The organism is Nonomuraea sp. NPDC050643 (assembly GCF_040654715.1).
Lineage (GTDB): Bacteria > Actinomycetota > Actinomycetes > Streptosporangiales > Streptosporangiaceae > Nonomuraea.
Map to the genome: position 1 here is coordinate 20188 of NZ_JBFAIM010000001.1, position 17058 is coordinate 37245.

At 69.8% G+C, this 17058-nt stretch carries 17 protein-coding genes; 8 read left to right on the forward strand and 9 right to left on the reverse strand.

Going from position 1 to position 17058, the window contains the following annotated elements; all coding sequences use genetic code 11:
• Position 1: 1 nt before the first annotated feature.
• Complete coding sequence (locus AB0I15_RS00095; RefSeq protein ID WP_358087611.1) at positions 2-1048, reverse strand: dihydrodipicolinate reductase; 1047 nt, start codon at positions 1046-1048, stop codon at positions 2-4.
• A gap of 172 nt (positions 1049-1220) precedes the next feature.
• Here AB0I15_RS00095 and AB0I15_RS00100 point away from each other — a divergent pair, with 172 nt between their 5' ends.
• The 7 genes from AB0I15_RS00100 to AB0I15_RS00130 all read left to right on the forward strand — a co-directional run bounded on the left by AB0I15_RS00100 (position 1221) and on the right by AB0I15_RS00130 (position 9262).
• Complete coding sequence (locus tag AB0I15_RS00100) at positions 1221-2093, forward strand: SDR family oxidoreductase (protein WP_358087613.1); 873 nt, start codon at positions 1221-1223, stop codon at positions 2091-2093.
• Between the two features lie 278 nt (positions 2094-2371).
• Positions 2372-3529, forward strand: coding sequence for an ROK family transcriptional regulator (locus AB0I15_RS00105; RefSeq protein WP_358087616.1), 1158 nt, complete (start codon positions 2372-2374; stop codon positions 3527-3529).
• A gap of 25 nt (positions 3530-3554) precedes the next feature.
• Positions 3555-5039, forward strand: a complete 1485-nt coding sequence (locus tag AB0I15_RS00110) for a sugar ABC transporter ATP-binding protein (RefSeq protein ID WP_358087619.1) — start codon at positions 3555-3557, stop codon at positions 5037-5039.
• Complete coding sequence (locus tag AB0I15_RS00115) at positions 5039-6046, forward strand: ABC transporter permease (RefSeq protein ID WP_358087622.1); 1008 nt, start codon at positions 5039-5041, stop codon at positions 6044-6046. Before AB0I15_RS00110 ends, AB0I15_RS00115 begins: the two co-directional genes overlap by 1 nt.
• Positions 6043-7089, forward strand: coding sequence for an ABC transporter substrate-binding protein (locus AB0I15_RS00120; RefSeq protein ID WP_358087625.1), 1047 nt, complete (start codon positions 6043-6045; stop codon positions 7087-7089). The genes AB0I15_RS00115 and AB0I15_RS00120 overlap by 4 nt, the downstream gene beginning before the upstream one ends.
• A 17-nt stretch (positions 7090-7106) precedes the next feature.
• Positions 7107-8258 carry a Gfo/Idh/MocA family oxidoreductase gene (locus tag AB0I15_RS00125; RefSeq protein WP_358087628.1) on the forward strand — a complete coding sequence of 384 codons (1152 nt, stop codon included), beginning with the start codon at positions 7107-7109 and terminating at the stop codon, positions 8256-8258.
• The gene (locus AB0I15_RS00130) at positions 8255-9262 is read left to right on the forward strand and encodes a sugar phosphate isomerase/epimerase family protein (RefSeq protein ID WP_358088737.1); all 1008 of its coding nucleotides are present in this window, start codon (positions 8255-8257) and stop codon (positions 9260-9262) included. The genes AB0I15_RS00125 and AB0I15_RS00130 overlap by 4 nt, the downstream gene beginning before the upstream one ends.
• Positions 9263-9653: 391 nt before the next feature.
• Here the strand turns inward: AB0I15_RS00130 and AB0I15_RS00135 are convergent, their stop codons facing one another.
• From AB0I15_RS00135 to AB0I15_RS00150, 4 genes are all read right to left on the reverse strand, one after another.
• Complete coding sequence (locus AB0I15_RS00135; protein ID WP_358087630.1) at positions 9654-10133, reverse strand: anthrone oxygenase family protein; 480 nt, start codon at positions 10131-10133, stop codon at positions 9654-9656.
• 242 nt (positions 10134-10375) lie between these two features.
• Positions 10376-11464: a Zn-dependent alcohol dehydrogenase gene (locus AB0I15_RS00140; protein WP_358087632.1), complete on the reverse strand. Its 1089-nt coding sequence runs from the start codon at positions 11462-11464 to the stop codon at positions 10376-10378.
• A 24-nt stretch (positions 11465-11488) separates the two neighbouring features.
• Positions 11489-11680: a ferredoxin gene (locus tag AB0I15_RS00145; RefSeq protein ID WP_358087634.1), complete on the reverse strand. Its 192-nt coding sequence runs from the start codon at positions 11678-11680 to the stop codon at positions 11489-11491.
• Positions 11677-12129, reverse strand: a complete 453-nt coding sequence (locus tag AB0I15_RS00150; protein ID WP_358087637.1) for a pyridoxamine 5'-phosphate oxidase family protein — start codon at positions 12127-12129, stop codon at positions 11677-11679. Before AB0I15_RS00150 ends, AB0I15_RS00145 begins: the two co-directional genes overlap by 4 nt.
• Positions 12130-12215: 86 nt before the next feature.
• On the opposite strand from AB0I15_RS00150, the gene AB0I15_RS00155 reads away from it, so the two are divergent.
• Positions 12216-12845, forward strand: coding sequence for a class I SAM-dependent methyltransferase (locus AB0I15_RS00155; protein ID WP_358087640.1), 630 nt, complete (start codon positions 12216-12218; stop codon positions 12843-12845).
• Positions 12846-12912: 67 nt separating this feature from the next.
• Here AB0I15_RS00155 and AB0I15_RS00160 read toward each other — a convergent pair whose 3' ends face one another.
• The 4 genes from AB0I15_RS00160 to AB0I15_RS00175 form a co-directional block, all read right to left on the reverse strand.
• Complete coding sequence (locus tag AB0I15_RS00160; protein WP_358087643.1) at positions 12913-13881, reverse strand: DUF1702 family protein; 969 nt, start codon at positions 13879-13881, stop codon at positions 12913-12915.
• Between the two features lie 142 nt (positions 13882-14023).
• On the reverse strand, positions 14024-15073 hold the full coding sequence (locus AB0I15_RS00165) for a prenyltransferase (RefSeq protein WP_358087646.1): 1050 nt from the start codon (positions 15071-15073) through the stop codon (positions 14024-14026).
• Positions 15070-15780 (reverse strand): methyltransferase domain-containing protein, encoded by a 711-nt coding sequence (locus AB0I15_RS00170; protein ID WP_358087648.1) that lies wholly within the window; start codon positions 15778-15780, stop codon positions 15070-15072. Before AB0I15_RS00170 ends, AB0I15_RS00165 begins: the two co-directional genes overlap by 4 nt.
• 3 nt (positions 15781-15783) lie before the next feature.
• Positions 15784-17055, reverse strand: coding sequence for a glycosyltransferase family 4 protein (locus AB0I15_RS00175; RefSeq protein WP_358087651.1), 1272 nt, complete (start codon positions 17053-17055; stop codon positions 15784-15786).
• Positions 17056-17058 lie beyond the last annotated feature (3 nt).

Sequence of the window (17058 nt, forward strand, 5' to 3'; positions counted from 1 at the left end):
GTCAGGCCAGGCGTACGGCGCCGCGGGCGGTCGCCAGGGGCAGGTCGAGCAGGGTGCGGATGCCCGGCTCGGCGGCGCACACGGAGGGGATGGCGTTGACCGCGTGCGCCGCCGCGGCGGCCAGCCCGTGGGAGACCTCGTCGACCCGCACCGTCATCTGCGGCACCCCTTCGATGTGGATGCTGAACCCGGGGTCGGGCCAGCGGCGGACCCGGGTGGCGTCGGCCTTGTAGACCACCTCGACCGTCATGAACGGCCGCTCGCGCACCAGCCCGGAGAACACCCACCGGGACGCGCACACCGTCCCCTTGCGCACCCGCCCCGCCACGATCTCGTACTCCTCGGTGGACAGCTCGTACTCGTCCTGTTCCTCGATCTCGTCGAGCCGCACGCCGAGCGCGTCGGCGACGAGCTGCACGCTCTCGGCGAAGATCGAGCGCTGGAACGTCCGGTACGGCCGCACCGAGGCGATGTAGTCCTTCTCCGGCCGCGTGAACCCCACCAGGTCCACCACCACCCGCCGCGACGGATGCCCGCGGAAGTCGGAGGACTCGCGCACGTAGACGTGATCGACCCGGTTCGACAGCCCGGTGAGCGCCAGTGGCAGGAAGTCGCTCATGAAGCCCGGGTTGACGCCGGTGCCGTGCAGCGTGGTGCCGCCGCGGGCGCAGGCGGTCTCGATGCGCTCGACGACGGCGGCGCCGTGGGTCTTGGGGTAGACGAAGCCGGTGGTCGTGATGACGTTCTTGCCCGAGGCGAGCAGGGCGCAGATGGTCTCGAGGTCGGCGGCGTGGTCGGGGCCGAAGTAGGAGGAGGGCAGCGGCATGTGCAGCACGCAGTCGGCCTCCATGGCCAGCACGCGGTCGCGGTCGGTGGTGCAGGCCACACCCGCGGGGGGCAGGCCGACCAGCTCGCCCGCGTCCCAGCCGACCTTGGCGCGGTCGTGGACGAGCACACCCGCGAGCTCCAGCCACGGCCTGCTGAGCACCCCGCGGAGGGCGAAGCGGCCGACGGCCCCGGTGGCCCACTGGATCACACGAATGCGCATGCCCGCCCCTGGTGAGAGGGCGGCCGGGTGGTGGGGCGCCGCCCGTTGAGGAGCCCCGAACTCTAGCAGAGAACGAACCGTCTGATCACTATCCGCGACGATCAGTCACGGTTGCCCCGGGCCGGGTTATCGTACTCGTACTAGAATGTTGTTCTCCTGCGTGGGAGGTTCGATGCTTCGGTTCGATGACAGGGTCGCGATCATCACGGGGGCGGGGCACGGCCTCGGCAGGTCGCACGCGCTCCTGCTGGCCGAGCGGGGCGCCAAGGTCGTCGTCAACGACCTCGGGGGCGCGCTCGACGGCACGGGCGCCTCGACGGGGCCCGCCGCCGAGGTGGTCGACATCATCACGAAGAACGGCGGCCAGGCCATCGCCAACGCCGACAACGTCGCCACGCCCGAGGGCGCCAGGGCCATCGTGCGGGCCGCCGCCGACGCGTTCGGCAGGGTCGACATCGTCGTCAACAACGCGGGCATCCTGCGCGACAAGTCGTTCGGGAAGATGACGGTCGAGGACTTCGACGGGGTGCTGGCCGTCCACGTACGCGGCTCCTACCTGGTCAGCCAGGCCGCCTATCCGCTGATGAAGGAGGCCGGCCACGGGCGGATCGTCAACACCTCCAGCCCGGCGGGCCTGTTCGGCAACTTCGGCCAGGCCAACTACTCCACCGCCAAGATGGGCCTGGTCGGCCTGACCAAGACGCTCGGCATCGAGGGCGCGCGCAACGGCATCAAGGCCAACGCGATCGCGCCCATCGCCTGGACCCGGATGACGGAGGCGCTGCTGCCGGCCGAGTTCGAGGCCAAGTTCACGCCGGAGCGGGTGAGCGCGCTGGTGGCCTACCTCGCGCACGACTCGTGCGAGGCCAGTGGTGAGGTCTTCACCGTCGGCGGCGGCCGGGTGGCGCGGGTGTTCGTGGCCGAGGGGCCGGGCTGGAAGACCGACGACCTCACGCCGGAGGGGATCGCCGACAACTGGGGATCGGTGATGGCCGAGCAGCCCTACGTCCTGACGGCGTCCGACTCGATGAAGGCGATGCTCTAGCACCCGCCTCTTCCCGCTCTTCCCGCCGCCGGGGCTCACGGCCTCGGCGGCGGGAGCTTTGCGTCCAGCGGGCGCCTCTTCGCGGCCGGGGTCGGTGACGCTGCCGGCGCCGGCAGCGTCACCTCCGACCCCGGAGCAGCCTTCTGAGGGCGTTTTTGGTAACGAAAGTGCAGAAATTTAAGTACAAACCGGTCTTTGTTCGATCTTCGGCGGAAGTTGGGGGAGTTTGGTCGATAATCACTCTTGATTTGCCGCATCGGTGATCTTATTGTCTCGGCATGACCCCCCTGCCGGGCTCGGCCGGAGACGTGCTGACGCTGATCAGCGCGGGCTCGGCGACCACCCGTTCCGATCTGGCGAGGCTCACGGGCCTGGCCAGGTCAACGATCTCGCAGCGCGTGGACGCGCTCATCGAGCGCGGCCTGGTCGAGGAGACCGAGAGCGGCGAGTCCACCGGTGGCCGCCCGCCGCGCCAGCTCCGCCTGCACACCGAGGAGCACGCGTTCGCGGGGGTCGATCTCGGCGCCACCCACTGCCGGGTCGCGCTCATGGACATCTCCGGCAACGTGCTGGACGAGTGCGAGGACCCGCTGCTGATCGGCGAGGGACCAGAGAAGGTGCTCGCGCACGTCGACCAGCGGCTCGACAAACTGCTCGGCCAGGTGGGCCGCCCCCGGGCGGCGCTGCGCGCGGTGGGGATCGGGGTGCCGGGGCCGGTGGAGTTCGCCACCGGACGGCCGAACAACCCGCCGATCATGCCCGGCTGGAACGACTACCCCATCCCCGAATACTTCGGCGGCGTCGAGGTCCTGGTGGACAACGACGTCAACGTCATGGCGCTGGGCGAGCACCGCAACGCCTTCCCCGGCGCGGGTCACCTGCTGTTCGTCAAGGTCGGCACCGGCATCGGCTGCGGGATCATGGCCGAGGGCAAGCTGCACAGGGGCGCCCAGGGCTCGGCCGGCGACATCGGGCACATCCGGGTCAGCGGCCACGAGGACGCGGGCTGCCGGTGCGGCAACAGCGCCTGCCTCGAGGCCGTGGCCGGCGGCGCCGCGATCGCGCGGCGGCTGACCGAGCTGGGCCTGCCCGCCGAGTCGGGCGCCGACGTCGTGGCGCTCGTACAGTCGGGCAACACCCAGGCGCTGCGGCTGGTCAGGGAGGCGGGCCGGCTCATCGGCGAGGTGCTGGCCAGCCTGGTCAACTTCTTCAACCCCGAGGTCATCGTCATCGGCGGCGCGCTGTCGCGGGTGCACGAGCATCTGCTGGCCGGGATCAGGGAGACGGTCTACCGCCGCTCGCTGCCGCTGGCCACCCACCACCTGTCGATCACGCCGAGCCGTACCGGCATCAACGCCGCCGCGCTCGGCGCCGGAATCCTGGCCATCGAGCACTATCTGTCACCCGACAACATCAACCGCATCGTCAACGCCTGAGAGAACGCCTGGAAGGGACGTCCCGATGCTGGTCATGAAGGGCATCGTCAAGCAGTTCCCCGGCGTGCGCGCGCTGGACGGCGTCGATCTGGACGTACGGGCCGGCGAGGTGCACTGCCTGCTCGGCCAGAACGGCGCCGGCAAGTCGACCCTGATCAAGGTGCTGGCCGGAGTGCACCAGCCGGACGAGGGCACGATCGTCTTCAACGAGGCGGAAGTGCGCCCGAGCAGCCCCATCGACGCCATCAAGCTCGGCTTCGCCACCATCTACCAAGAGCTGGACCTGGTCGACGGGCTCAGCGTGGCCGAGAACATCTTCCTCGGCCACGAGCACACCCGCTTCGGCTTCGTCAACAGGCCCGCCGCCAGGCGCGCCGCCCGCGAGGTGCTCGAACGCCTCGGCCACCCGGAGATCCGCCCGTCGGTCGAGGTCGGGCGGCTGTCGCCGGCCGCCAAGCAGGTGGTCTCGATGGCCCGCGCGCTCTCCCACGACGCCCGCCTGATCATCATGGACGAGCCGTCGGCCGCCCTCGCCCACGACGAGGTCGCCAACCTCTTCCGCATCATCCGCGAGCTCACCGCCCAGGGCGTGGCCGTGGTCTACATCTCGCACCGGCTGGAGGAGATCCGCGAGATCGGCGACCGGGTCACCGTGCTGAAGGACGGCCGCACGGTCGCCGTCGGCCTGCCCGCGCGCGACACCCCCACGACCCAGATCGTCTCCCTCATGACGGGCCGGAACGTCGAATACGTCTTCCCGCCCAGAGGCGGGCGCGACCTCGGCGAACAGGTGCTCCAAGTGGAGAACCTGACCGCGCCGGGGGTGTTCGGGAACGTCTCGTTCTCCGTGCGGGCGGGCGAGATCGTGGGCCTGGCCGGGCTCGTCGGCTCGGGCCGCTCGGAGATCCTCGAAGCCGTGTACGGCGCCCGCCCCGCCTCCGGCCGCGTCCTGCTCGACGGCAAGCCGGTACGCCGTGGCGTCGTCGGTACCGTCAGGAACGGCATGGGCCTGGCCCCCGAGGAACGCAAGGCCCAGGCTCTGCTCCTCGACCAGAGCGTCACCGCCAACATCACGCTGGGCACCCTGTCCGGGTTCGCCAAGTACGGCTGGCTCGACCGCAAACGCGAACGGAGCGAGGCCAGGCGCCTGTCGGAGATGCTGGACATCCGCCCGCCCGACACCGAACGCCCGATCAGAACCCTTTCCGGCGGCAACCAGCAGAAGGCCGTACTCGCCCGCTGGCTGCTCGGCGGCCTCAAGCTGCTCCTGCTCGACGAGCCGACCCGGGGCGTGGACGTGGGCGCGAGGGCCGAGCTGTACGCGGTCATCCACGACCTGGCGCAGAAGGGCATCGGGGTGCTGCTGGTCTCCAGCGAGGTGCCGGAGGTGCTGGGCCTGGCCGACCGGGTGCTGGTGCTGCGCGAGGGGTCGGTCATCCATGAGGGCGACGCCGCCGAGCTGGACGAGCACCGCGTACTGGACATGATCATGAATGGGAGGGCGGCGTGATGAGCGAGCCCACAACGGACCGTGCCGCGGGGAAGACGACGGCGCCCGCGCTGTCGTCCATCCGCGGCGTGAGCGAGATGCGACATCTCGGCCTGCTGGGGGCCCTGGCGCTGCTCATCGTCGTCGGGCTGGTCACCCGGCCGGAGAACTTCGCCACCACCTCCAACCTGGTCAGCATCCTGTCCCTGGCCGCCACGATCGGCGTGATCACGGTCGGGGCCACGTTCGTGATCATCGGCGGCGGCATCGACCTGTCGGTGGGCGCGGTCATGGCGCTGGCCTCGGTCTGGGCGACGACGCTGGCCACGCAGTCGTACGGGCCGGTGGTGATGGTGATCTGCGCGGTCCTCGTCGGCACCGGGGCGGGGCTGGTCAACGGGTTACTCATCTCCTACGGGCGGCTGGTGCCGTTCATCGCCACGCTGGCCATGCTCGTCGCCGCCCGCGGCCTCGCGCAGCGCATGTCCGACCGCAAGACGCAGCTCATCCAGAGCGAGAACTCGGTCCTGGTGGAGCTGTCGACCACCCGGTTGCTCGGCATCCCGCTGCTGGTCTACATCTTCGCCCTGGTCGTGATCCTCGGGTGGATCGTGCTCAACCGCACGACGTTCGGGCGGCGCACGTACGCGGTCGGCGGCAACCCCGAGGCGGCCCGGCTGGCCGGCATCGACGTGCGCAGGCACACGATGCTCCTCTACGCCCTGTCGGGGCTGTGCTGCGGCATCGCGGCCGTCATCATCATGGCCCGCACCACGACGGGCTCGTCCACGCACGGAGACCTGTACGAGCTCGACGCCATCGCCGCCGTGATCATCGGCGGCACGCTGCTGACCGGGGGCCGGGGCACGATCGTGGGCTCGATCCTGGGTCTGCTGATCTTCACGCTCATCACGAACCTGTTCATCCTCAACGGGCTCAACACCAGCGACCAGCTGATCGCCAAGGGCCTGATCATTGTCGTCGCCGTCCTTCTCCAGCGGCGGAACCTGAAGGAGAGAGCACCATGAGTGACAACGTCGCGCGCCGGGGATTCCTTGTCGGCGGAGCCGTACTTTTAGCGGCGGGCTGCACCAGCAACGAGCCGGCGGCAGCGCCGTCGACCGCGGCGGCCGCGCCCGCCCCGGCGGCCAGTGGCAATGACCAGCCGGGCACGAAGGTCACGATCGGCTTCTCGGCGCCGGCCGCCGACCACGGCTGGATCGCGGCCATCGCCAAGAACGCGGAAAGCGCCGCGAAACAGTATTCCGACATCGATTTCAAGCCCGTCGAACCCACGAACGACATCAACCAGCAGATCTCCGCGGTCGAGTCGCTCATCGCGGCCAAGGTGAGCGCGCTGGTGATCCTGCCCAACGACGGCCAGCAGCTCAACCAGGTCGCGCTGCAGGCCACCGAGGCGGGGATCCCGGTCATCAACCTCGACCGGATCTTCCCCGACAAGCTGGCGTACCGGACCTGGATCGGCGGCGACAACTACGGCATGGGAGTGGCCGCCGGGCACTACATCGGCAAGCAGCTCAAGGACAAGGGCGTGGCCAACCCGGTGATCGTCGAGATCCAGGGCATCGCCACGCTGCCGCTGACGCAGGACCGCAGCAAGGGTTTCGCCGACGCGCTGAAGAAGTACGGGTTCAGCGTCACGGCCAAGCAGGACGCCAAGTTCACGGTCGAGACCGGGAACCAGGTCGCCACGTCGCTGCTCCAGGCGCACAAGAAGATCGACGCGCTCTGGAACCACGACGACGACCAGGGTGTCGGCGTGCTGGCCGCGATCAAGGAGGCCAACCGGAACGAGTTCATCATGGTCGGCGGGGCCGGCTCGCTGAACGCGATGAAGGAGATCCAGTCCGGTTCCTCGGTGCTCAAGGCCACGGTCACCTACAGTCCGACGATGGCCTCCTCAGCGATCAAGCTCGCGCGTCTGATAGCACAGGGGAAGGGCATGAGTGATCTGGTGGAAAACCAGGTTCCCCAGTCGATCACGCTCGCGTCCGAGACCATTACCGCGGAGAACGTCGAGAAGTACCTGGCGCTCGGCTTCGAATCCTGATCCTGATCGGGGGTTGCATGTCAGACAGAACCACCATCGGCGTGGGCATGGTCGGCTACGCCTTCATGGGCCGTGTCCACTCCCAAGCCTGGCGGAGTGTGGGGGCCTTCTTCGATCTGCCGGTGACACCGCGGATGGCGGTGCTCTCCGGCAGGTCGAAGGAGCGCACCGAAGCCGCCGCCGCGCAGCTCGGCTGGGCCGACATCGAGACGGACTGGAGAGAGCTGGTCAAACGCGACGACGTGCAGATCGTCGACATCTGCACCCCCGGTGACTCCCACGCCGAGATCGCCATCGCCGCGCTGCGGGCCGGCAAGCATGTGCTCTGCGAGAAGCCGCTGGCCAACACCGTCGCCGAGGCCGAGGCCATGGTGGCGGCGGCGGCCGCGGCGCCGGGCAAGAGCATGGTGGCCTTCAACTACCGGCGGGTGCCCGCGGTCGCGCTCGCCCGCCGGTACGTCGAGGAGGGACGGCTCGGCGAGATCCGGCACGTACGCGCCCAGTACCTGCAGGACTGGATCGTCGACCCCGAGTTCCCGCTGGTCTGGCGGCTGCAGAAGGACAAGGCCGGGGCGGGCGCGCTGGGCGACATCGGCTCGCACATCGTGGACGCCTCCGAGTTCATCACCGGGCAGCACGTGGTGGGCGTCTCCGCGCTGACGGAGACGTTCATCAAGGAACGCCCGCTGGCGTCCGCGTCGGCCGGCCTGGGCGCGACCGGCTCGGCCGAGAAGGGCACGGTCACCGTCGACGACGCGGCCCTGTTCATCGGCCGCATGTCGGGCGGCGCGGTGGCCTCGTTCGAGGCCACCCGCTTCGCCAACGGGCGCAAGAACGCGATGCGCATCGAGATCAACGGCTCGCTCGGCAGCCTGGCCTTCGACTTCGAGGCCATGAACGAGCTGTGGTTCAGCGCGAACGGCGGCGGCTTCGAGCGGATCCTGGTCACCGAGCCCGACCACCCGTACGTCGGCGCCTGGTGGCCGCCCGGCCACGGCCTCGGCTACGAGCACACTTTCACCCACGAGATCAAGGACTTCCTGGAAGCGGTCGCCACCGGAGCCGACCCCACACCGTCGTTCGCCGACGGGCTGCGGGTGCAGCGGGTGCTGGAGGCGGTCGAGCGCAGCGCGGCTGACGACAGCCGCTACACGAACGTGGAGGACTGATGCGACCAGTCACGCTGTTCACGGGACAGTGGGCGGACCTGCCTTTCGAGGAGGTGTGCCGGCTGGCGGCCGAATGGGGCTACGACGGCCTGGAGATCGCCTGCTCGGGTGATCACTTCGACGTGGCCCAGGCCGTGTCCGACTCCTCGTACGTGGAGCAGAAGCGCGCCCAGCTCGACAAGCACGGCCTGAAGGTGTGGACCATCTCCAACCACCTCGTCGGCCAGGCGGTCTGCGACCACCCCATCGACGAGCGCCACAAGGCCATCCTCCCCGCGCGCATCTGGGGCTCGGGCGACCCCGAGTCGGTACGCCAGGCCGCCGCCGAGGACATGAAGAACACCGCCCGCGCCGCCGCCCTCCTGGGCGTCGACACCGTGGTGGGCTTCACGGGCTCGTCGATCTGGCACACGGTGGCCATGTTCCCGCCGGTGCCGGCGTCGATGGTGGAGGCCGGCTACCAGGACTTCGCGGACCGGTGGAACCCGATCCTCGACGTCTTCGACGAGGTCGGCGTCCGCTTCGCCCACGAGATCCACCCGAGCGAGATCGCCTACGACTACCACACCACCGTCCGCACCCTTGAGGCCATCGGCCACCGTCCCGCGTTCGGCCTGAACTGGGACCCGTCCCACATGGTCTGGCAGGACCTCGACCCGGTGGCGTTCATCCTGGACTTCAAGGACCGGATCTACCACGTGGACTGCAAGGACACGCGGGTCCGCGTCGGCGACGGCCGCAAGGGCCGCCTGTCGTCGCACCTGCCGTGGGCGGACATGCGCAGGGGCTGGGACTTCGTCTCGACCGGCCGGGGCGACGTGCCCTGGGAGGACTGCTTCCGCGCCCTGAACTCGATCGGGTACGAGGGCCCGATCTCGATCGAGTGGGAGGACGCGGGCATGGACCGGCTGGACGGGGCGAAGGAGGCGCTGGGCTACATCCGCAAGCTCAACTCCATCACCCCACCCACGACGGCCTTCGACGCCGCCTTCTCCACCACCTGACAGGAGCCTGCACGGCGGATCAGCGCTCCGCGCACGAAGTTCCAGACAGCGCCTCCCAGGGGGCTCCGCCCCCCTCGCCCCCCGAAGGGCGAGGTCCTCGTGACGGGGGGCGCTGCGCGCCCACGAGCCTCGGGCTGCGCTTTGTGGGGGCACGCCCCCACACCCCCGGCGAGGGGCTTCCGCCCCTCGCGCTCCCCGTTGTGGGCTGGTGTCCAGAGAGCGCCTGGAGAGGCTGTCATGGTCGTGGGCTGTCCTTATGTCGACACCGTGACCGTGAAAGGACACGGATTATCCTTTCGCCGAGGAAGACCGCATAACGACTGACGTCGCTTTTCTCATGTCCTGCCGTCCGGATTTCGAGGAGCCCCCGGGCGTCCTGTGACGGTTGCGATCAGTTCTCGGAGGCGTCCCGGTCGTGAGCTCGGGTGGCCAGGATGACCAGGGTGAACGTGGCCAGGGCCGTGAGGGTGCGCAGGGTGTGGAAGGTCTCCCAGCGTTGCAGGATGTCCTCGTACCCGGTCGTGGGTGGGGTGGTGGCCCAGCGTCTGATGTGGGCGTGCAGGGGGATGTTGCCGAAGACCGTGATCAGGAGGGTGGTCAGGGCCGATGAGGCCGCCGTGGCCGCCAGGCGGCGGGTCGTTCCCCGGGAGGCGAGGGTCAGGGCGATCGTGGTCAGGATGGCCAGGGCCATCGCCGTCTGCATGACCGGCTCGTTGACCCGCATCATCGCCGTGTGGAACGTCAGGCGCACGTCGAGAGGGACGACGCCGAAGGTCGGTACGACGTTCGCCGCGCCGTACCCGAACGCGCCCGCGAGCAGGCCGGTGACGAGCGTCGTGAAGGCCGGGAGTGTGCTCCGAATGACTGCCATGGCCTGAGATGGTCTCTCCCGGCGGCCGGTGCGGTCGTCATGCCGGGGGAGACAGTTCGGCCTACGCCCTCGGGATCAGGACGTCGGTGAGCTCGGGGGAGGGGCGTAGGGGCGTAGGGGCGCCGGTGGCCCGGCGCCCCTACGCGGCCCTGGTTCGCTCGCGGGTGTCCGGCGGGGCAGGGAGAGGTTGAGCGCCGCGCAGGCGTGCTCTCCGGTTCGGGCAGGGACCCCTGACGGTTCGGTCAGTCCATGATGACGATCTGGCGGAGGACCTCGCCGCCGCGCAGCGCCGCCACGGCGTCGTTGAGGTCGCCCAGGCGGATCCGGGAGCTGATCATGGACTCGAGGTCCAGCTTGCCGGCCTTGTGGAGCTTGGCGAAGTAGGGGAAGTCGTGGCGTACGTCCGCTTCGCCGTACAGGCTGGAGAGCAGGTTCTTGCCCTCGAACAGCAGGCTGAAGGCGGAGATCGAGACCATGTCGTCCATGGCGCCCGCCCCGACCACGATGACGTCGCCGCCCGCCCGGGTGACCTGCCAGGCGCTCTGGATCGTGGCGGCCTTGCCGACCACCTCGAAGCCGTAGTCGAAGCCGGCGCCGCCGGTGAGCTCGTTGAGCGCCTCGGGGACCTGCTCGGGCGTCACCGCGTGGGTGGCACCGACCTGCTTGGCCAGCTCGTGCTTGGACGCCAGCGGGTCGACCGCGAGGATCATTCGGGCGCCGGAGACGCGGGCGCCCTGGATGACCGACAGGCCCACGCCGCCGCAGCCGATCACCGCGACCGTGGAGCCGGGGCGTACTTTGGCGGTGTTGATCGCCGCGCCGACGCCGGTCGTGATGCCGCAGCCGATCAGGGCCGCCGCCTCCCATGAGACGTCGTCGTCGATCTTGATCGCACCCTGCCAGGGCACGATGATCTCCTCCGCCCAGGTGCCGCACCCCGCCATCCCGAAGACCGTCGCCCCGTCGCCGCCCATCCGGAAGTTGCCCTTGGTGAAGGACTCGATGACGTACTTCATGCACAGGTACGGCTGGCCGCCCACGCACAGCTCGCACTCCTGGCAGGCCGGGCGCCAGTTGATCACCACGTGGTCGCCCGGCTTGAGTGAGGTGACGTGCTCGCCCACCTCGACCACCTCGCCCGCGCCTTCGTGGCCGACGACGAGCGGCACGGGTTGCGGCAGCACGCCGGACATGGCCGACAGGTCCGAGTGGCACACACCCGTCGCCTTGATCCGCACGCGTACGTCCCCCGGGCCGACGGGAGCCAGGGTGATGTCGTCGCGGATGTCGAGCTTGTCGTTGCCTACTGCGTGCAGGATCGCGGCGCGCATGGGGTTCCTCCTCGTGCCTGGGGGCTATTCCTCGAGGGAAAGGGCGGCTTTGGGGCAGGACCTGACCGCGTGGCGGACGCGGTCCTGTACCTCGGGGGGTGGTTCGGGAAGCAGAATGTGGAGCTGGTCGTCGTCGTCCAGTTCGAACACCTCGGGCGCGAGCCCCATGCACACGGCGTTGGCTTCGCAGACCAGCTCGTCCAGCTTGACCTTCATGTGAGCCTCCTGTGATCCCATGAGACCACTTTGGTGCGCTCGACAACGTACGCAACCCGCTTGAGGCCGGTTTTCTCAACGTATGGGCTGAGCAACTCGTCCGGTACGCCCGGGGTCATCCTGCGGGCGATCATCAGACCGATGGCCATGACCCGTTCGCGTTCGTCCACCCGCTGGGCCTTGCCGTAGACCAGGACGCCACGAAGCTCGCCGTAGTCGTCGCCGGCCTCGATCAGGCAGCTCACGCGGGGGTCGCGGTCGAGGTTGCGGGTCTTCTGCGCCTTGCCGTAGGTCCAGAAGGCGATGCGCCCCTTGTCGAGCCCGTAGAACATCGTGACCAGGTGCGGCGTACCGTCGGGGTTGATGGTCGCCAGCTGCAGCTTGCGTGAGCCCTCCAGGAACGCCGTGACCTCGTCGTCCGACATCGCTATGCGAGCGCGCTGATTCACGCTGCCAAGTAGAACAGGTTCCAGAACGGCCCTGCAAGAGCCCGCTGGAATGTTATTCGGTTCGGCTAGGGTGCTGCCCTATGACGATGCCGTCACAGCTGCTCTACGCGGCTAAGCACGCCAAGGGATTCATGCCGCCCGACGAGGGCCTGGCCCTGTTCGAGACGGCCTGCCGGTACGGCAAGCTCGGCCCGATCTGCGAGATCGGCACCTACTGCGGCAAGTCCGCCATCTACCTCGGCGCCGCCGCCAGGCAGGCGGGGTCCGTGGTCGTCACCGTGGACCATCACCGCGGTTCCGAGGAGATCCAGCCGGGGTGGGCCCACCACGACCCGACGCTGGTGGACCCCCGGTTCGGCAAGATGGACTCGCTGCCGACGTTCCGGGCCACCATCGCGGCGGCGGGGCTGGAGGAGGAGGTGATCGCGATCGTCGGGAGGTCGGAGCGGGTGGCCGGGCTCTGGAACAGGCCGCTGGGCATGCTGTTCATCGACGGCGGTCACTCCGAGGAGCCGGTCACCCGCGACTACGAGGGCTGGGCGCCGCACGTCATGACGGGCGGGGCGCTGGTCTTCCACGACGTCTACCCGGATCCGGCCGACGGGGGGCAGGCGCCGTACCGGGTCTATCAGCGGGCGCTGGAGTCGGGCGCCTTCGAGGAGGCGGCCGTTCAGGGCTCGCTGCGCGTGCTGGAGCGCGTGGGACCGGGCATTTAGCGAGGGCCCGGCATTTAAAGGGCGCCGAGCTTTGGAGGGGGCCTGGTACCTAGAGGAGGCCGGGCGCCTAGAACCGGTCGCGGCGGGTCCAGGAGCGGCGGGTCTGCGACTGCCAGCGCTGGAAGTCCTCGTGCGTGTGCGCCTCGTGCCCGAGCGCGATGAGCGCCTGGTCCGTCCACGAGGCCGCCTCCTCCGGCTCGGCCCCCGCCAGGATCGGCACGGCCTGCGCCACCTGGTCCGGCAGCGCCCCCGACCGCAGCCGGGCCGCCACGGCGAACGCGCACCCCTGCGCCAGGTGCGCCCGGAACCCGTCGGCCCCGGCGTGCTCGGTCAGCCACCACAACTCGTCGGCCTCGGCCCCGCCCGTGTACGTCGCCGCGAACCCGACCCCGCTCCACAGGTCGGCCCGCCGCCCGGCCGGATATCCACAGATGCGGGCGGCGACGTCGTCGGGCGAGGCGCAGTCGTGATACCAGAGCAGCCGGCCCAGCCCTTGGTCGAACACCGCGCAGTGGGCCCTGGTGAGCAGATCGGGCATCGTCCGCTCACCCACCATGCGATCGGCCCTGGACAGGCTCCATTGGAATCCGAAGCCGTCCACCGCGAGCCACCGCAGCAGCGGGTGCGCCCGCCGCGCGCCCCAGACCGGGCGCAGGCGCAGCAGCGCGTACCCGCGACCGGCCCCGAGGTAGGCGGCGTGGCGGTGATGCTGGGCGGGGCCGGCCAGTAGCTCATGAAGGCGCCGGCCCCGAGTCAGTGTGAGCAGGTCGAGTACGGTGCAGGCGGCCGCCGCTCCCTCGTAGCCGAAGGGGCGCTGCTCGTCCGGAAGCTCCTCGATCTTCTCTGTCTCTTGTGACATCACCGCGTTGTAACCGAAGACGTAGGACTTCTCGGCGTTCGCGAACGCCGTCCGAGAAGCTCCGCCCCTGAGCCGGAATCTCCGCCGGCCCAGATCGGACTCCAGCGGATCCTTGGCCAGGAACCGCCGCAGCCCTCTGGCCGGGGACAGTGTCGGCTCGGTCCTGACCTGGTCCAAGAACGAAGTTGTGCCCGTGTCGCCCACGCTTCCCCCGAAGACGCCTCGTACGTCACTCAGAAGCTAGTAAGCGCCATGCGCCGGTCATCGGCGGCGCACCGGATTTCCCGGCAAAGAACCCGCAAAAGCCCTTGTGCCGGGATCAGGGACCCTCGTCGGGCACGCGCACGCCCGCGCATCCGCACGCGTCAGGGTCGAACACGGCGGTCCCGTCGATGTCCCTGAACAGCCCGGACCCTGGTGAGAGCCCGAGCAGCGCGTCGGCCGCCAGGATCGTGGCCGCGGCGGTGTAGCCGGAGCGCTCGTGGGGGAAGTGCTTGCGGTTGGCGTACTGCCAGCCGGTCCAGTAGGAGCCGTCGTCGTGCCGCAGGTGCTGCATGTCGGCGAACAACGTGACCGCCCGCTCCCGATCGCCGAGCGCGTCCAGGGCAAGGACCAGCTCGCACGTCTCGGCCCCGGTCACCCACGGCTGGTCGGACACGCAGCGGATGCCGAGCCCCGGCACCACGAACGTGGCCCAATCGCGTTCGAGCAGCTCGAACGCCTGCCGGCCGCGTACGGCGCCGCCGAGCACGGGGTAGTACCAGTCCATGGAGTAGCGGCTCTTGTCCGCGAACGCCTCGGGGTGGGAGGTCAGCACGTGCGCCAGCCGGTCGGCGGCCAGCTCCCAGTGCGGCTGGGGGTCACGCAGGTGCTCGGCCAGCTTCACGCCGCAGCGCAGCCCCTGGTGGATGGAGGAGCAGCCGGTGAGCAACGCGTACGTCGAAGCCCGGCCCCGCGCGTCACGCTCCCAGACGATCTCGCCGCGCTCGGTCTGCAGCCCCGCCACGTAGTCGAGCGCGGCCTTGACCATCGGCCAGCTCTCCTCGGTGAAGCGCTGGTCGCCGGTGACGAGGTGGTGGTGCCAGATGCCGGCCGCGACGTAGGCGGCGTGGTTGGTCTCGCCGCCGAGCTCCGTGGGCACGTCGCCGACCAGCTTCATCGGCCAGGAGCCGTCGGCGCGCTGGTGGCGGGCCAGCCAGGCGTAGCCGCGGCGTACCGGCTCCTCCAGGCCCGCCACGGACATCGCCATCAGGCACTCGATGTGGTTCCACGCGTCGATGTGGCCCTCGGGCCAGGGCACACCTCCGTCGTCCTGCTGGATCGCCGCGATGCTCTCGGCCGTCCGCACGACCTCCTCACGGGAGATCATGGCTTCTTGACGTACAGGACCACGCTCTTGCCGATCAGCGGGTTGAGCACGGCCTCGGCGATCCTGGTCGCGGCGGGGCGCTTCATGATGTCCCAGACCAGCAGCTCGTGGTACGCCTTCGCGAGCGGGTGCTCGTCGTTGTTGACGCCCACCGCGCACTTGATCCACCAGTAGGGCGCGTGCAGGCCGTGAGCATGGTGGTGCGGGCCGATCTCGAACCCGACGGACTTCAGCTTGGCCGACAGCTCGGCGAGCGTGTAGATGCGGACGTGCCCGCCGGGGGCCGTGTGGTAGTCCTCGTCGAGCGCCCAGCAGATGCGCTCGGGCAGGAAGCTGGGCACGGTCACCGCCGCCGTGCCGCCGGGCCTGAGCACGCGGAAGATCTCGCGCATGGCCGCCATGTCGTCGGGGATGTGCTCCAGGACCTCGGCCGCGATGACCCGGTCGAAGGCGCCGTCCTCGAACGGCATGTCCAGCGCCGTGCCCTGGACGGTGTCACCGGCGGCGTCCGGCGGCACCTCGCCCGCCTTGTCCATCGCCGCGAACATGGCCGCGACGCTGTCCAGCTCCGCCTGGTCCATGTCGAACGCGGTCACGTCGCCACCCCTGCGCAGCACCTCGAAGGCGTGCCGGCCGCCGCCGCACCCCAGGTCGAGGACGCGCACCCCGGGGCCCACGGGAAGCCGGGCGAAGTCCACGGTCAGCACTTGTCAGCCTCTCCTCATGTGATTCTCGATGGCCTCGTGGTACGCCTCGACGGTCTTCTTGGCCACGACGTGCCAGGTGTAGCGCTCCATGACGCGGTCGTATCCGGCCTTGCCCACCCGCTCGCGCTCCTCGGGTGAGTCGTGCAGGCGGAGCAGCGCGGCGGCCAGCTCCTCGGCGTCGCCCGGCGGGACCTGGACGGCGGCGTCGCCCACGACCTCGGGCAGCGCGCCCGTACGGCTGGCGATCAGAGGCGTGCCGCAGGCCATGTGCTCGACGGCGGGCAGCGAGAAGCCTTCGTAGAGGGAGGGCACGACCGAGATCTCGGAGGTGGCGATCAGCTCGCCGAGCTCGTCGTCGGAGATGCCGTGCACGAAACGTACGCGCTCCTGGAGGGACAGTTCCTGGACGAGCTGCTCGGTCGGGCCGCCCGGGGTGGGGCGGCTGACGACGGTGAGGTGCACGTCGCGCTCGGTGGCCAGCTTGGCCACGGCGCGCAGCAGCGTCGCGACACCCTTCATGGGCGAGTCGGCGCTGGCCACGGCCACGATCGAGCCCCGACGCCGCGGCTTGTCCGGACGCGGGTGGAAGTAGCGGGTGTCCACGCCGAGCGGGATCAGGCGCATGTTGGCCTGGGGGACGTTGAAGTCGCGGTGGATGTCGGCCAGCGACGACTCGCTGACGGTCAGGATCGGGCTCAGCTTGGGCGCGACGCGGGACTGCATCTTCACGAACCCGTACCAGCGGCGCATGCTCAGCCTCTTGCCGCCCTTGGCGGCCTCCAGCTCGATGCGGCGGTCCACGCTGATGGGGTGGTGGATGGTGCCGACCACGGGGAACAGCTTCTGGATGCCGAGCAGCCCGTAGCCCAGGGTCTGGTTGTCCTGGACGACGTCGAAGTCGCCGACCCGCTTCTTGAGCTCGCGGTGGGCCCGCAGCGTGAAGGTCAGCGGCTCGGGGAAACCAGCGGTCCACATGGTGCCGACCTCGAGCCAGTCGATCCAGTCGCGGTATTCGTGCAGCTTGGGCGTTCTGAACGGGTCCTCGTCGCGGTAGAGGTCGAGGCTGGGCACCTCGCGCAGGATGACGCCCTCGTCGAGCTCGGGATAGGGCTGGCCGGAGAACACCTCGACGTGGTGCCCGAGTGCGATCAGTTCACGGCTCAAGTGGCGGAGATAGACACCCTGGCCACCACAGGTGGGCTTGCTGCGGTACGACAGCAGCGCGATCCGCAGCGGTTGCTCACGCCCGGACACCCGCAGCGTTGGCTCCTGCACGGA

What these genes read in the sequence shown, in the direction of transcription:
- AB0I15_RS00125 (WP_358087628.1), top strand. Translation starts at nt 7,107, where the DNA reads ATGTCAGACAGAACCACCATCGGCGTGGGCATGGTCGGCTACGCCTTC.
- AB0I15_RS00140 (WP_358087632.1), bottom strand. Translation starts at nt 11,464, where the DNA reads ATGCGCGCCGCGATCCTGCACGCAGTAGGCAACGACAAGCTCGACATC.
- AB0I15_RS00145 (WP_358087634.1), bottom strand. Translation starts at nt 11,680, where the DNA reads ATGAAGGTCAAGCTGGACGAGCTGGTCTGCGAAGCCAACGCCGTGTGC.
- AB0I15_RS00110 (WP_358087619.1), top strand. Translation starts at nt 3,555, where the DNA reads ATGCTGGTCATGAAGGGCATCGTCAAGCAGTTCCCCGGCGTGCGCGCG.
- AB0I15_RS00100 (WP_358087613.1), top strand. Translation starts at nt 1,221, where the DNA reads ATGCTTCGGTTCGATGACAGGGTCGCGATCATCACGGGGGCGGGGCAC.
- AB0I15_RS00165 (WP_358087646.1), bottom strand. Translation starts at nt 15,073, where the DNA reads ATGATCTCCCGTGAGGAGGTCGTGCGGACGGCCGAGAGCATCGCGGCG.
- AB0I15_RS00115 (WP_358087622.1), top strand. Translation starts at nt 5,039, where the DNA reads ATGAGCGAGCCCACAACGGACCGTGCCGCGGGGAAGACGACGGCGCCC.
- AB0I15_RS00095 (WP_358087611.1), bottom strand. Translation starts at nt 1,048, where the DNA reads ATGCGCATTCGTGTGATCCAGTGGGCCACCGGGGCCGTCGGCCGCTTC.
- AB0I15_RS00135 (WP_358087630.1), bottom strand. Translation starts at nt 10,133, where the DNA reads ATGGCAGTCATTCGGAGCACACTCCCGGCCTTCACGACGCTCGTCACC.
- AB0I15_RS00155 (WP_358087640.1), top strand. Translation starts at nt 12,216, where the DNA reads ATGCCGTCACAGCTGCTCTACGCGGCTAAGCACGCCAAGGGATTCATG.
- AB0I15_RS00105 (WP_358087616.1), top strand. Translation starts at nt 2,372, where the DNA reads ATGACCCCCCTGCCGGGCTCGGCCGGAGACGTGCTGACGCTGATCAGC.
- AB0I15_RS00120 (WP_358087625.1), top strand. Translation starts at nt 6,043, where the DNA reads ATGAGTGACAACGTCGCGCGCCGGGGATTCCTTGTCGGCGGAGCCGTA.